We start from the raw sequence: 13,580 nt of genomic DNA, 5'->3' as shown, positions 1-13,580 counted from the left end.
GTCTACTTCTTCTTCCGGTCGAGGAATGCCTGCATGCGGTCAAACTTGGCCTGGGATTCGAAGAGCATGCCCTGGGCCAGGGTGTCGATGACGGGGTGGACTTCCCGCGGGGTGTGGAACACGGATTTGGTGATGCGGACTGCCAGCGGGTCCTGGGCGGCGATGGAGTCTGCCAACGCGTGCGCGGCGTCCATCAGGGTGTCCGGATCAACGAGCTCGGTGACCAGTCCAACGGCAAGGCATTCCTGGCCGGTGAGGACCTTGCCGGCGAGCAGGATGTGCTTGGCGAGCGGCTCGCCGACGAGTTCCTTCAGGCGCCAGGTGGCGCCCGCGGCTGCAAGGATGCCCAGGTTCGTCTCGGGATTGCCCATCCTCAAATCTGGCGTGCCGATGCGGAAGTCGGCCGCGTAGGCAAGTTCGGCGCCGCCGCCAAGGGCGTACCCGTCCAATGCGGCGATGACGGGCATGGGCAGTCTTGCGATCCGGTCGAAGATGCCGGAGTTGATTCCGGCCAGTGCGTTGTCCCGGCGGCGTTCACGCAGCTGCGCGATGTCGGCGCCGGAGGCGAAGATGCCTTTGGCTCCGGTGTCCGGGTTCCCGGGCGTGCCTGAAAGGATCAGGATTTTCGGGGTTCGCTCCAGGTACGCGCACACCAGGTGCAGCTCATCCACCATGGCCTGGTCGATGGCATTGCGGACGTCCGGCCGGTGGAGCCGCACCGCTAATCGGTCTTCCCGCTCCTCAATCTGCAGCGTTGAGAAACCCGCGGCACCCAACTCCGTGCCGACGTCGTACGTCAATTCCGTCATCACAGCCCCTCCAGCAGCAGCGCCGTGCCCTGCCCGACACCCACGCACATGGTGGCGAGGCCCAGCTTCCGGCCCTCGGTGACTTCGCGTTCGAGGCGCCCCAGGAGGGTGATGACCAGCCGCGACCCGGACGAGCCGAGGGGATGTCCCAGGGCGATGGCGCCCCCGTCGTTGTTCACGATGCCGGGCTCAAGCTTCAATTCGCGCATGCAGGCAAGCGCCTGCGAAGCGAACGCTTCATTGAGTTCGACGGCGGCCAGGTCGCCCACAGCGAGACCGGTCCGGTCCAGGACCTTGCGGGTTGCCGGGACCGGGCCGATGCCCATGATTTCCTGACCCACGCCTGCTGATGCGCCGTCGAGGATGCGCGCCCGGGGCATGAGGCCGTACTTCTGGACGGCGGCCTCGGACGCGACGATGATCGCGGAGGCGCCGTCGTTGAGCGTGGAGGCGTTGCCGGCGGTGACCACGATGCCGCCCTTCACCACGGGCCGCAGCCCGGCGAGGACTTCGCGGGTGGTTCCGGGGCGGGGGCCTTCGTCCGTGTCCACGATGGTTTCGGCGCCCTTGCGGCCCTTGACCGTCACGGGGACGATCTCGTCGGCGAAGTGCCCGGCGGTGATGGCGTCCAGGGCGCGCTCGTGGGAGCGGACGGCGAACTCGTCGCAATCGTCGCGGGAGATGCCGTAGACCCGGGCCACTTCTTCGGCGGTTTCCGGCATTGAGTAGGTGGCCTTGCCGTCGCGTGAGAGTTCGCCGGCGACGAAGGCGGGGTTGGGGAAGCGCCAGCCGATGGAGGTATCGACGACGGCGCCTGGCTTGGCGAACGCCTTGTGTGGCTTTTCCATCACCCACGGTGCGCGGGACATGGATTCGACGCCGCCGGCCACCACGATGTCCGCCGCTCCTGCCTTGACCATGTGGGACGCCATGATGATGGCGCTCAGCCCGGAGGCACAGAGGCGGTTGACGGTGATGCCGGGGGCGGTGTCCGGGAACCCCGCGAGGAGCCATGCCATGCGGGCCACGTTGCGGTTCTCCTCGCCGGCGCCGTTGGCGTTGCCGAGAATCACCTCGTCCACGGCGCCCGGGTCAATGCCGGCGCGTTCAACGGCGGCGCGCAGGGTGAGTGCGGCGAGGTCGTCCGGGCGGATGGAGGACAGGGTGCCGCCGTAGCGGCCGACGGGGGTGCGTGCCCCGCCGATCAAGAAGGCCTCAGGCATGGGTGTTCCAATCATGTGTGTGATGTGCTGTCTTGTGCCGGATGACGGTCTAGTTAAACGCGGAAATTCCAGTGATATCGCGGCCTACGATGAGGGCCTGCATCGAGTCGGTGCCTTCATAGGTTGAGACGACTTCCATGTCGGTCATATGGCGGACAACATGGTTTTCCAGCAGCAGTCCATTACCGCCCAGCAAGTCCCGTGCTTCGTTGCAGATCCACTTGCCCTTTTGGGCGGTGGCCATCTTCACCATCGAGGCCATGGCGTTGGTGAGCTTGTCCTGGTCGGCGAGTTCGGCCATGCGGGTACAGAGCAGTTGCATGGTGGTGAGTTCACTGAGCATGTTGGCCAGGCGGTGCTGGACCAGTTGGTAGGAAGCGAGCGGTTTTCCGAACTGGTGGCGGCTGAGCGCGTAATCCGCTGCAATCTCGAAGGCTGCCATGGCGTGGCCCACCGCCTCCCATGCCGCGCCGCCCCGTGTTGCCTGGAGCACCCGGGAGACATCGCGGAAGGAATGGCACAATTCCAGCCTGTTGGCGTCGGGGATCCGCATTTCCGTGATTTCGACGTCGGCCTGAAGGATGGCACGCTTGCCAACCTTGCCAGAGATGACTGTGGGGGAGTAGCCCTCGGGGTACCGGCCTGCAGCGTCCTTTTCGATAACGAATGCGTTGACGTTTCCATCTGCCGTGTTTCGAGCGAACAGGACGATGACGTCAGCGGCGTGGCCGTTGCCGATCCAGCGTTTGCGGCCCGTGAGCACCCAGGAGTCTCCGTCGCGCCGGGCCGCGGTCTCCAGAGCCACGGAGTCCGAGCCGTGTTCCGGTTCGGTTAGTGCGAAGGCGCCGGTCTTTTCAATCCTGGCCAGGGGCGGGAGCCAGCGTTCCCGCTGCTCGGCGCTGCCCAAGAGGTTAAGGGCGCCCATGCAGAGGTTTGAATGGATGCCGAGGAACGTGTTGAGGCTCCCATCGGCGCGGGCCATTTCGCGTGCCACCATTCCGGCGGCTTTGCGGCTCATACCGGGGCAACCGTAGCCCTTGATCGTGGTTCCTATGACACCCAGCCTAGCCAATGGTTCGAGCAGTTCCTCGGGAAATTCGGCTTTTTCCCAGTAGGCGTTGATAACCGGAAGTACACGGTTCTCGGCGAACGCGCGGACCTTGTCGCGGATAGCGATCTCGTCAGCAGTGAGATCGTCGTCCAAACGGAAGTAATCAGAGGTTGCCGTCTGCCGGTCGGCTGTGGTGGTCATCGTTGAACCTTTCGTTGTGATGCGGATGCAGGCCGCCGCTGTGCCTTGGTTTGGTTTCCCGTCTCAAGCCAGGCAAGAACCTGGTCACGGTTCCCGTCGTGGGACGGGGGAACGAGGTCGTAGCTGACGGGTGTCTCCGAGAAAGTGATGGGATTCCGGACGGTGGGGATGGCATCCCTGCCTTCACCGATGGTGACGACGGGCTCCAGTCCAATGCGTTCAGCGAAATCGAGCCCCTGGCGAACGTCGTTGATCGGAGCGCAGGGAATTCCAGCCCCGGTGAGAACGTCGAACCACTCGGTAGAAGATGCTTTGCCAAGGGCCGCCTGCAGCACCGGCCGGAGTTCTTCGCGGTTCAGGCTGCGAGCCGGAGCCGTTGCGAACCGGGGATCGAGGCTCACCTGCGGGAGGTCAAGGGTTTGGCACAGCTTGCGGAACTGGGGATCGTTACCGATGGCAATGACAATGTCGCCTTCGCCCGTGGGCAGCGGCTCGTAGGGGTAGATGCTTGGATGTTCATTTCCCAGCCTTGCCGGGACGGTGCCGCTCAACAGATAACCGGCGGTCTGATTGACCATGCCGGACAGCGCGGATGACATGAGGTTGACTTCGATGTGCTGCCCCCGGCCCGTTTGCGTCCGCTCATGAAGGGCCGCGAGTATTCCTATCGCAGCGTGAAGGCCTGTGATGACGTCGAAAACGGCAACGCCCGAGCGGTATGCCGGTGTATCGGGTGCACCCGTAAGGCTCATCAGGCCGGACAGCGCCTGGACAAGCAGGTCATATCCCGGAAGTGAAGCCCCTCCCGCCGTACCGAAGCCGGTGATGGATGCGTACACCACTTCTGGATTCGCTTTTGCCACGGAACCATAGTCCAGGCCGTACCGTTCCAGGCAGTTTGGTTTGAAGTTTTCGACCATGACATCGGCCCGCTGGGCGATTTCCTGGGCAATCCTTCGGTCATCCTCGTCCCGGAGGTCCAGGGCGATGGATCCTTTGTTGCGGTTGATCGACAGGTAATACGTGGATTCGCCGTCCCGGACGGGAGGCTTCCACGCCCGGGTTTCGTCGCCGTCAGGGCTTTCGATCTTGACGACCGTCGCGCCCATGTCCGCCAGCAGCATGGTGCAGTAGGGGCCGGCAAGCACACGGCCGAAATCAGCAACCAGTACACCGGACAAAGGGCCGCTCCCCTTACGGCCGAAGACGTCGGAAGCCGGAACCTCGTCAAGGGACGTATGGCTACCGGCCATCTCGGGCCAGTCGAGGTTAGGGCTGGTTTGAATCGTCACGGCTCTCCTTTGAATGCTCGTCGATGCATCAACCATCCCACTACGAATTACCTCTGGTCCAATACTTATTCCGGGCTATATTGATGTCTTGTTGGGAATAATTGATTGCCGCTTTTAACGACAGAGGCATCACCGAACCGTGGCTCGGTGATGCCTCTGTCTTTAGTGCGTTGGCTTGCTCCCGGAAACTACACGAGGACCATGCCGCCGTCGATCATGACGACCTGGCCTGTCATGTAATCGGAATCCTCCGATGCCAGGTAGAGCGCCGTTCCAGTGACGTCCTCGGGCGTGCCGGCGCGGCCGGCAAGTATCGACCCTGAGAACTCGTCGAAAGCCTGCCCTGGCGCGGAAGTGTCTCCGAGTTCCATGATGTCGAGGTCGAGCTTGCGCCACAGGGGCGTGTCCACCACGCCCGGCGCAAAGGCGTTGCACGTGATGTGGTGTTCGGCCAGTCCGCGGGCTGCTGCCTGTACCAGCGCGTTGACCGCAAACTTACTGGCGCAGTAAGCGGCGAAGTTTGGGTATCCCTGGCGGCCTGCGATCGATGACGTGAGGACGAGCTTGCCCCCAGTCCCCTGCGAGATCATTTGTTTAGCCGCTTCCTGCTGGCAGATCAGTGAGCCGAGGCCGTTGACGTCGAGGGTAGTCCGCCAGTTTTCCTCCGTCACATCCAGGAAATGGAGGGGTTTGATGATCCCTGCGATAGCGAACATGACATCCAGACCGCCGTAAGCCTCCACGCCCGCTGCTACTGCGGCTGCAACGTCCGTCCGGTGGACTACGTTACCGGAGGTCGAAATTGCTGTACCGCCTTTGGAAACGATTTCGTCCCTTGCGTCATCGGCCGCCTCAGCGTTGAGGTCAAAGATCGTCAGCTTGGCACCCTCTTCCGCCAGGCGCCTGGCAACCGACCGGCCCATTCCGCTGCCTGCGCCGGTGATCAATATCCGTTTGCCGTCAACTCGTCCAGTCATTGCTCAAAACTCCTTTGTTTGGGTGTCCGTGACTTGCGGGAGTCCTTCCCCGGCTTGTCCGTAGTAGCAGCAACAGTCGTGCCGCTGGCCTCGGAACCAGGAGGGAGGCCCACCGGAATCCCCACCTCTATGTCGGTCGCCGTGGGTGAATCCGATGGCGTATCCCGCGAGTCTTCACGGTATTGCGCCAGGTTACCCAAGGGGAAATACCAAAATTGGCCCTATTGATGCATGTGAGGCAATAAACATGACAGTCAGTGAGCAGTAGAAACGCCCATCGTGAGGGATCCTACTTCGCGGAGGCGCCAAGGGTGTGGCGGAGCCAGGCTATTTCTGCCCGGCTCGCCGCTTTGCCAATTGTCAGCATTCCTTGGCGGTAGATGTCCTGGATATCCGCGCTTCGCAAAGGTCTGCCGTTTTCGTAGAAGAAGCTGGCGGGTGTCTCGAGGAATTTCAGCCGCCGCTCGAGTACCTCGTGCTGGTCTTCGACGTCGGGAAGTTGGGACAGGAAGGCAAGGATCACCATAAACCGTCCCAGGTCGCTGACATCTCCGCCTGAAGCGCTGCGAAGCCGTTGCTCAAGGTCTTCCCGGCCCTTAGGCGTGAGTTCTAGTGTGTGGCGCTGGGCCGCGCGCCCGTCCTCGATGCGCTGCACAATGGCACCCGCTTTGATGAGCCTTTGAATGGCGGGATACAGGCTCCCGTCACTGATCTCCTTTGCGAAACCGTAGAGTTCATTCATCTTGCGCCGGAGTTGGTAACCATGGAGGGGGCCTTCGGCGAGGAAGCCCAGGATCATCAGTTCGAGCACGACAACAATGCTAGCGGATGGGAATACCTCGAAACGAGGTAACGTTCCCTAATGCATACCTCGTTTAGAGGTATCGCTCCGTTTTCGCCGTCGAAGGATCCTCCCATGCCGTCTTCGCCCATGCCCCTTGCGGCTCAAGCCACCGTTCCCCGGGGCCGGCTCGCTATCGCCGTTGTCTCCACCGTGGTGGAATGGTACGACTTCACGTTGTTCCTTTACCTCAGCGCCGTCCTTTCACGGGTGTTCTTCGGTGACAGCCCCACGGGGGTCCTTATGACACTTGCAACGTTTGCCGTTTCCTACCTCCTCCGGCCGATAGGCGGCCTCGTCTTTGGATACGTGGGGGACCGTTGGGGCCGCCGGCCCGTTCTGCTGGCATCCATGGCGTTGATGCTGCTGGCCACACTGGGCACTGCTGTCCTGCCGACCTACGCGCAGATTGGTGAATCCGCCGCGGCCTGGCTTCTCGCACTGAGATGCCTGATGTCATTTTCGGTGGGTGGTGAATACACGGGCGTCATGACCTATCTCCTGGAAAGCAGCAGCCCGGGAAAGCGTGGGCTCGTCACCTCACTGGCCGCCGCGGCGAGCGAAATCGGAGCGCTGCTCGCTGCCGGTGTCGCAGCGGCCACCATCGCTGCCCTTCCTGCGGCACAGATGGATGCGTGGGGTTGGCGGATACCATTCATTGTCGGCGGTCTACTCGCTGCCTTGATCCTCTTGCTGCGCACCGGCCTCCACGAAACCCCGCTCTTTGCGCAAAGCCGCGCAGAGGAAACCCGGGAATCGATTCCACAGGTTGTGGGGCGGCAATGGCGGGCCATTATCCGCACCTTCGTCATCTCCGGGCTTGTTTCCGCAACGTACTACGTAGGCATCGTCTACCTGCCCACATACCTGGTTTCCGTTCAGGGCTGGGCCGAATCTTCCGCAATTGCCCTGGCAACGCTTTCCGCCGCCGTCGTGGTTGTTGCCTCGCCGGCCGCCGGCTGGTTGTCCGACCGATACGGGCGTCGCCGGACCCTGCTCGTCCTGGCGGTGGCGGCCGTTCTTCTGCCCGTTCCCATGTTCGCTGCCGCCGGTTACTCCACCGCACCCTTGGCCATTGCCGCCGTCGTGGGTCTTTCGTGCCTGGCCGGCAGCCTGAGCGCAGTGGGCGCATCAGCAATTCCGGAGCAGTTTGTCGTCAGGGGCCGCCTCACCGCGCTGGCAATCGGCGGGACCATTGCCACCACCATATTCGGCGGCATCGCGCCTTACGTGGTTCAGTCGCTGACTGAAACCACCGAGTGGCCACTGGTACCCGGAGTACTGATTGCAGCCGTCGGCGTTGCCGCGATACCCGCGATTCGGCGGGGACCTAAAACTGCAGGCAAGCATTCTGAAATTCCGCCAACGGACACTTCGCCCGAGCTCGCCGACTCGCAAACCGAATCAGAGGAAGCACACAACCATGCCTGAGCACATGCACGCAATCGTCCTGGACGGCCCGGGAGCGCCCGAAGCTCTCAAGATCCGGGTAGTGCCCCGGCCTGTTGCCAGGCCTGGTTGGGTGCTTATCAAAGTCCACGCTTTTGGCCTTAACCGCTCGGAGCTTCATTTCCGCAGGGGACTGGGCTCATTCGGATCCTTCCCGCGCATCCCCGGGATTGAAGCAACCGGTGTTGTAGTAGAGGCTCCGGGCGGTGAGGTCGCCGAAGGCACTCAGGTCGCCGCGCTGATGGGCGGCATGGGCAGAACTTTCGACGGAGGCTATGCCGAGTACGTGAGCGTGCCGGCCTCCAGCGTGGTCCCGTTTAGAAGCAGCCTTGATTGGTCCACTTTGGGTGCCGTGCCTGAGATGCTGCAAACCGCAAACGGCTCCCTGACAGTCGGCGTAAACGCCGTCCCTGGCAGCAGCCTGCTGATCCGCGGCGGCACTTCATCCATAGGGATGGCCCTGGCCGTCCTCGCCAAACGCCAAGGCATCACCGTCGTGGCCACCACCAGGAATCCAGACAAAACGCAGGCGCTCCTGGACGCAGGCACGGATCACGTGGTGATTGATTCCGGTTCGATTGCCGAACAGGTACGCCGAATCTTCCCGGACGGGGTCGGCGGCGCGGTGGAACTGGTCGGGACGCCCACACTTCAGGACACACTGCAGGCCACGGCTGTCCATGGGACGGTCTGCTTCACCGGAATGCTTTCGGACGAGTGGACGGTGAAGGACTTTTACCCGATCGACTTTATTCCCAACGGTGTCCGGTTGACTGCATACTCCGGCGGGGCAAATGACCTTCCAGCACCTGTCCTGCAGGAATTCCTGGATGCCGTGGAAGCCGGACGCGTCTCAGTCCCCATCGGCAAGGTTTACAGGTTCGACGAGATCGTCCAAGCGCACCAGGACATGGAGGATGGGTCCGTATCCGGCAAGCTTGTGGTCACAGTGGAAGGACACATTCATGACTGACGTCAACGCGGGCAGTACTGTTCTGCCCTTGGACAGACTGCCAGGGGGAGCTTCGCTGAGATCCGTTATGGCATATGCCGGCAAGATCGGGGGCCGCAAGGCCCTCCGGGTGGCACTGACCGGCGAGGCGGCAGCGGGGGTTCCCGGAGTCCATTACATCGACCAGCCCACCTTTGTCCTGCTGCCGGCTGAGTTCGAGAACGGTGTCATTGAGGTAGACATATTGAGCCGCCTGACTGGGGACGCGCCCGATTATGCGCGTGCCTTCGCCGGTATCGCCTACCGAATTTCCGACGACGCTGACCGCTTTGAGTCTGTCTATGTTCGACCGCTCAATGGCGCGAAGCTCAATCCACCAGGTCCACGTGTGAATCGCGGCGTGCAGTATTTCGCCTATCCCGAATGGGACTTTGAACGCCTTCGCGTTGAATACCCCGACGGCCGCTATGAGGCTCGGGCCGACATCGGCCCGGACGAGTGGATCCACCTGCGCATCGAAGTGGAGGACCAGCGCCTTCGCGTCGGCATCAATGGGGTGGAGGCCCTGGCTGTGGATGAAACCAAGGCCATGCCGGCCAGCGGGAAGATTGGCCTGTGGGTTGACATTGGAACCGAGGCGTTCTTCTCCAATCTGCGCATCACGCGCGGCTGATCTGGGGACGGTATCGGCACCCCAAAGCCCGGGCCCCTGTTCTGCGTGCCTTTCACGCCACAGACTGATACGCGGAACCTCTCAGTCTGTTCCGAAAAGGTATTTCTATTCGCACAATGGGGGAGCCTAGTCTTGAACAGCCACACACTGTGTGATGCCCGGCACTCCACGATGTCCGCGAGGACAATGCTCGAGCCAGGATCAACCACCACGACAAAGGAGTCACCGTGACCACGGAAACCCAGGCAACCGCAGCCGCCTCAGGTGCAGGCGCAACAGCCCGTTTCAGGGAAAACAAGCACGTCGCTGCAGCAACCAGCAAGGAGCGCGTCAGCGCCCTCGCCGGCAAGATCATCAAAGCCATCAACGAGACCGTGATCGACGAAAAGGTCACTTATGACGAGTACAACGCCCTCAAAGCCTGGCTGATCCAGGTCGGTGAGGACGGGGAATGGCCGCTCTTCCTTGACGTCTGGGTAGAGCACTCCGTCGAAGAAGTTGCCAACGCCAACCGGCACGGCTCCAAAGGAACCATCGAAGGCCCCTACTACATCCCGAACGCGCCCGCTCAAAACACGCCGGCCACGCTGCCCATGCGCGATGACGAACCGGGCACGCCGTTGCTTTTCCAGGGCCAGGTCACGAGCGTTGCTGGGCAGCCCCTGGCCGGCGCGTTGATCGAACTGTGGCACGCTGATGACCTCGGGTTCTACTCCCAGTTCGCGCCGGGCCTGCCTGAGTGGAACCTTCGCGGGTCCGTGATTGCCGACGCCGATGGTAAATTCCAGATCAACACCATACAGCCGGCCCCGTACCAGATTCCGACAGACGGCGCTTGCGGTGCACTCATCGCTGCTGCCGGCTGGCACGCCTGGCGTCCGGCACACCTGCACCTGAAGGTCTCCGCTCCGGGTCACCAACTCATCACCACACAGTTGTACTTCCAGGGTGATGAGCACGTCGCGGACGACATCGCTTCGGCCGTCAAGCCGGAACTGATCCTCGCGCCGACCGACCGCACGGATGGCAATGGGCGGGAAGTCACCTACGACTTCGTCCTCGATCCGGAGAACTGATACAACTCCAACTGTCGGAAGGTGGAGCCTCCGCAAGCGTCGGTCGTCGGGTGGTCGGATTATGCCACCCGGCGACTTTGCTGCGGTTGCTCCGATGCAGGGAAACGGAGTGACCCTATGACGTCGGTGACGACGATGCCTTTAGTGAACGACGAAATGGTCGACGAATTCTCAACGAGCCACCTGCCGTGGCAGTTGGATGTGGTTCGGGACGCGGCGTTGAAACACCGGGCGGCAGAATTTGGTGGGTTGTGGGCTGTGGACTGCCGACTGGGCGGAATGAGAGGGCGGCGCGGCCAGCGGGAAATTAGCCATACTGACGGAGATTACGCAGCCGTCCTATTGGTAAGGCGCGGCCGGGAAGTGTTTTCACAGGGGGGCAGACAGGCAGTTGTGGGAGCAGGCAGTGCGGTCATGTGGGACGGAGTATTGCCTGGAGAGTGCTTCAGCGAAGGTCCTCTCCTAAAAACGACACTCTTCATGCCCCGGCAGCTCTGCCTTGAGGCGTTGCCGCGCCTTGAATCACTTGTCGGACGCCCCTTGAATAGCACGCCCAGCCTTCGTCTGTTGTTTGACTGGTTGCACACGTCGACCAGGGCGTTGGATCTGGACGAGGATTCAGCGGCGATGGCGGGACGGATCGCGGTCGATCTTTTAGCCTCCGCTATTGGCGCATCCACCAACATCGTCCTCGATACAAAGACGATCCGCCTTATGGAAGTTAAAGCCTTTGTCGAGTCCCGGCTGGGCGACTCCAGCCTCACCGTAGACGACATTGCCCACGGAAATGCCGTGTCGATCCGTTACCTCCATGCGCTGTTCGAGGGCACAGGGGAAACCTGCCGGGAATTTTTGATGCGGCGTCGTCGGGAAGCGGCATACCAACTCCTGCTGTCACCCGCACCCGTCTCTGTCACCGAAGTGGCGCACCGGTGCGGTTTCGACAACCCGTCGTCGTTTAGTCGCGCCTTCCGTGCCGCTTACGGTGTTTCCCCCCGCGAGGCACGGAACGCCCACCGCTCAATGTGATCTGAACGACTTTGTGCATCTCCGGAACACTTCTGTGCACATGGCGGCAGGTTTTGCTTGCTCGAGTTTTCAATACTTGTGGAGGCGAGGAGATGCCTCCCGGTGACGAAGGAGTCCCAAGTGACCAGTACCCTTAGCGAGCGTGCCGTGAAATACGCCGCACTATTCCAGCCCGGACGAATCGGATCGATGTCCCTGAAAAACCGCTTCGTCCAGTCGCCCATATTCACGCAGTATGCCGAGGTCGACGGGTATGCAGGCCCCCGCCTTATTGAGTATTTCCGGCAACGGGCCCGCGGCGGAGCAGGCCTGCTCATCACCGAGAACACCTCTGTCGACTGGCAGGTTGGCCGTACAGTCGGGCACCCGATCCGGATTGACCATGACCGTTACCGGTCGGGCCTGGCCGACCTGGTGGAGGCAGTACACAATGAGGGCGCGAAAATTGCGGTCCAGTTGCACCACACGGGCCGGCAGAATTCACAGGGCAATACCGAAGGCAATGTGCCCCCGATTGCGCCGACCGCCGGCATCACCAGCGCCTTTGGAACGGCGCCGCGCGCCATTGAGCTCGAAGAAATTCCCGGCCTGATCAACATGTACGCCCAAGGCGCCCGCCGCGCCAAGGAAGTTGGCTTCGACGCAGTGGAACTCCACGGCGCCCATGGGTATCTGCTGGGGCAGTTCTTGTCGCCCAAGACCAACAAACGCACGGACGGTTATGGAGGCCCGCTGGAAAACCGCGCCCGGTTTGCCCTTGAAGTGGTGCGGGCAGTCCGCGAACAGGTCGGTCCAGACTTTCCGGTGATGTACCGGCTCAGTGTCGAGGAGCCGTACGAGGGCGGGCTCTCTTTGGATGACGGCCTGGCGTTCTGCCAAATGCTTGATAAGTATGTAGACGCTTTGGACGTTTCGGCCGGCAACTACGACACGGCGGACGTCCTCCTGCCCATGGTCCCGCCGGGCAACCTCCTGCACTACGCCAAAGAGGTGAAGAAGCGGGTCTCCGTGCCGGTCATCGGCGTCGGGCGTCTTGTCTGGTTGCTGGATGAACTCAACGACGACGTCGCTGCCGGTGAACTGGACTTCGTCGCCATGGGACGGGCAGGCCTGGCCGATCCCACGATCGTTGAGAAGACCCGGCGTGGGGCAACGTCCAACATCCGTCGGTGCCTGGCGGTTAATGAGTGCATCTCGCGCTGGATGTTCAATGGACAGCACACGCAGTGTGTTATCAACCCGGCGCTCTCCCAGGAGAAGCGGGCAGCCGAAGCCCGTCGGCTGGCAGTTCCCGCCAAGCGGGTCCTGATCGTCGGCGCTGGCCCGGCCGGATGCGAGGCAGCCATTCTGGCCGCGGACCGTGGCCATGAAGTAACGCTGGTGGAACGCGAGAAGGAGATCGGCGGTCAGTTGCGGGCCTGGGCCGCAGCTGAGGTCCTGAACAAAGAGATCACGACGTTTGTTGAGTTCTACCGCGCCGAGCTGGAGCGCACGGGGGTCGACGTGCGGCTCGGAACCGAGGTCACGGAAGCGGAAATGGGCGGGTACGACACAGTCTTTCTCGCTACCGGCACCGAGAGTGCCGGTGCGCCCCAGGGGGCGATCGATGCCGTGCTAATGCTGGCAGGCCGGAGTGCGCCGGAGGCGAAGGAGGTAACCGTGCACGGAAACACTGAAACAGCGATGTTCGCGGCCCTGTGGCTGTCCGAGCAGGGCCGCAAGGTTACGCTCAGCTCTCCCAGCGAGGACGTTGGGCTCGACACGAATGACATGCAGCGCAATCACCTGAGGGGACTGCTCGCTTCCCGGAACGTCAACATTCTTACGGACCAGCCGGCCCCTGCGGGAGGGACGGTGGTGTGGGCTCAGGACCGTACACCTAACGATTTCCTGGCAGCGGCAGTCGACGGCGAACGCATACGCACCATCGGCACACGCTTCAGGGGCGGCCGAATGTACGAGGCGACCCAGTCCGGTTTCTGGGCCGCAGCTGAGGTTTAGGAGGAG

The 13,580-nt window shown here is 62.3% G+C and carries 12 protein-coding genes; 6 read left to right on the top strand and 6 right to left on the bottom strand.

The genetic code is table 11. From position 1 onward, the window contains the following. Window positions 1-2: 2 nt before the first annotated feature. The 6 genes from ACV095_RS11675 to ACV095_RS11650 form a co-directional block, all read right to left on the bottom strand. Window positions 3-809: an enoyl-CoA hydratase/isomerase family protein gene (locus ACV095_RS11675; protein ID WP_255175310.1), complete on the bottom strand. Its 807-nt coding sequence runs from the start codon at window positions 807-809 to the stop codon at window positions 3-5. Then, complete coding sequence (locus tag ACV095_RS11670) at window positions 809-2,032, bottom strand: thiolase family protein (protein ID WP_478221910.1); 1,224 nt, start codon at window positions 2,030-2,032, stop codon at window positions 809-811. The genes ACV095_RS11675 and ACV095_RS11670 overlap by 1 nt, the downstream gene beginning before the upstream one ends. Before the next feature lie 49 nt (window positions 2,033-2,081). Then, entirely contained in the window at window positions 2,082-3,284 is a 1,203-nt protein-coding gene (locus tag ACV095_RS11665; RefSeq protein ID WP_478221909.1) for an acyl-CoA dehydrogenase family protein, read from the bottom strand. Next, window positions 3,281-4,576, bottom strand: coding sequence for a CaiB/BaiF CoA transferase family protein (locus ACV095_RS11660; protein WP_478221908.1), 1,296 nt, complete (start codon window positions 4,574-4,576; stop codon window positions 3,281-3,283). Before ACV095_RS11660 ends, ACV095_RS11665 begins: the two co-directional genes overlap by 4 nt. Window positions 4,577-4,764: 188 nt before the next feature. Further along, window positions 4,765-5,553 (bottom strand): SDR family oxidoreductase, encoded by a 789-nt coding sequence (locus tag ACV095_RS11655; protein ID WP_478221907.1) that lies wholly within the window; start codon window positions 5,551-5,553, stop codon window positions 4,765-4,767. A gap of 289 nt (window positions 5,554-5,842) precedes the next feature. Then, complete coding sequence (locus ACV095_RS11650) at window positions 5,843-6,364, bottom strand: PadR family transcriptional regulator (protein WP_478221906.1); 522 nt, start codon at window positions 6,362-6,364, stop codon at window positions 5,843-5,845. A 105-nt stretch (window positions 6,365-6,469) separates the two neighbouring features. On the opposite strand from ACV095_RS11650, the gene ACV095_RS11645 reads away from it, so the two are divergent. The 6 genes from ACV095_RS11645 (at window position 6,470) to ACV095_RS11620 (ending at window position 13,574) form a co-directional block, all read left to right on the top strand. After that, window positions 6,470-7,825 carry an MFS transporter gene (locus tag ACV095_RS11645; RefSeq protein WP_478221905.1) on the top strand — a complete coding sequence of 452 codons (1,356 nt, stop codon included), beginning with the start codon at window positions 6,470-6,472 and terminating at the stop codon, window positions 7,823-7,825. Then, window positions 7,818-8,816 (top strand): zinc-binding alcohol dehydrogenase family protein, encoded by a 999-nt coding sequence (locus ACV095_RS11640; RefSeq protein WP_478221904.1) that lies wholly within the window; start codon window positions 7,818-7,820, stop codon window positions 8,814-8,816. Before ACV095_RS11645 ends, ACV095_RS11640 begins: the two co-directional genes overlap by 8 nt. Further along, the gene (locus ACV095_RS11635) at window positions 8,809-9,468 is read left to right on the top strand and encodes a 3-keto-alpha-glucoside-1,2-lyase-like domain-containing protein (RefSeq protein WP_478221903.1); all 660 of its coding nucleotides are present in this window, start codon (window positions 8,809-8,811) and stop codon (window positions 9,466-9,468) included. Before ACV095_RS11640 ends, ACV095_RS11635 begins: the two co-directional genes overlap by 8 nt. Before the next feature lie 227 nt (window positions 9,469-9,695). Further along, window positions 9,696-10,544 (top strand): catechol 1,2-dioxygenase, encoded by an 849-nt coding sequence (catA, locus tag ACV095_RS11630; protein ID WP_457949806.1) that lies wholly within the window; start codon window positions 9,696-9,698, stop codon window positions 10,542-10,544. Window positions 10,545-10,661: 117 nt separating this feature from the next. Continuing rightward, window positions 10,662-11,573, top strand: coding sequence for a helix-turn-helix domain-containing protein (locus tag ACV095_RS11625; RefSeq protein WP_478221902.1), 912 nt, complete (start codon window positions 10,662-10,664; stop codon window positions 11,571-11,573). Between the two features lie 120 nt (window positions 11,574-11,693). Beyond that, complete coding sequence (locus ACV095_RS11620; protein ID WP_478221901.1) at window positions 11,694-13,574, top strand: oxidoreductase; 1,881 nt, start codon at window positions 11,694-11,696, stop codon at window positions 13,572-13,574. Window positions 13,575-13,580: the final 6 nt, after the last annotated feature.

It is taken from the genome of Arthrobacter sp. JDC6, assembly GCF_056484025.1.
Note: the sequence above shows the minus strand (reverse complement) of the source record. Positions and strands in the feature narration are given on the sequence as shown.

Bases quoted from the DNA above. Each gene is read 5' to 3' on its own strand.
- ACV095_RS11670 (WP_478221910.1), bottom strand. From the start codon at position 2,032: ATGCCTGAGGCCTTCTTGATCGGCGGGGCACGCACCCCCGTCGGCCGC.
- ACV095_RS11655 (WP_478221907.1), bottom strand. From the start codon at position 5,553: ATGACTGGACGAGTTGACGGCAAACGGATATTGATCACCGGCGCAGGC.
- ACV095_RS11635 (WP_478221903.1), top strand. From the start codon at position 8,809: ATGACTGACGTCAACGCGGGCAGTACTGTTCTGCCCTTGGACAGACTG.
- ACV095_RS11675 (WP_255175310.1), bottom strand. From the start codon at position 809: ATGACGGAATTGACGTACGACGTCGGCACGGAGTTGGGTGCCGCGGGT.
- ACV095_RS11665 (WP_478221909.1), bottom strand. From the start codon at position 3,284: ATGACCACCACAGCCGACCGGCAGACGGCAACCTCTGATTACTTCCGT.
- ACV095_RS11640 (WP_478221904.1), top strand. From the start codon at position 7,818: ATGCCTGAGCACATGCACGCAATCGTCCTGGACGGCCCGGGAGCGCCC.
- ACV095_RS11625 (WP_478221902.1), top strand. From the start codon at position 10,662: ATGACGTCGGTGACGACGATGCCTTTAGTGAACGACGAAATGGTCGAC.
- ACV095_RS11645 (WP_478221905.1), top strand. From the start codon at position 6,470: ATGCCGTCTTCGCCCATGCCCCTTGCGGCTCAAGCCACCGTTCCCCGG.